The sequence below is a fragment of the Paraburkholderia sp. SIMBA_054 genome, from assembly GCF_046534875.1.
Classification (GTDB): Bacteria; Pseudomonadota; Gammaproteobacteria; order Burkholderiales; family Burkholderiaceae; genus Paraburkholderia; species Paraburkholderia hospita.
This window is the reverse complement of sequence record NZ_JAWRXV010001351.1, coordinates 1-249: the sequence shown is the minus strand read 5'-3', so window position 1 is coordinate 249 and position 249 is coordinate 1. Positions and strand designations below refer to the sequence as shown.

The 249-nt window shown below is 52.2% G+C and carries 1 protein-coding gene; it reads right to left on the bottom strand.

The window, feature by feature from the left end:
- A partial coding sequence (locus tag SB822_RS59490; protein WP_410859426.1) for a phosphoenolpyruvate carboxylase occupies positions 1–208 on the bottom strand: 208 nt, incomplete at its 3' end.
- Positions 209–249 lie beyond the last annotated feature (41 nt).

Sequence of the window (249 nt, the reverse complement as noted above, 5' to 3'; positions counted from 1 at the left end):
AAATATTCCGTAGCTGAATAGACTCTGCAATCCACGGCAGATCGGCCATCAGATGGGAATCGTTGGCAATCGCCAGCACCACTTTGATGTCTTCTTCTTGCAGGTTGCGTAACTCTTTACCTAACGGCCACAGTGCTTTGTCTACCAGGCGTTGATCATAGTATTCCGCCAGCCACAGGTCGGCTTTGGCGAAGACCATCTCCAGCATGCCGAGACGCGTCGAGAAGAATGGCCAATCGCGGCACATAG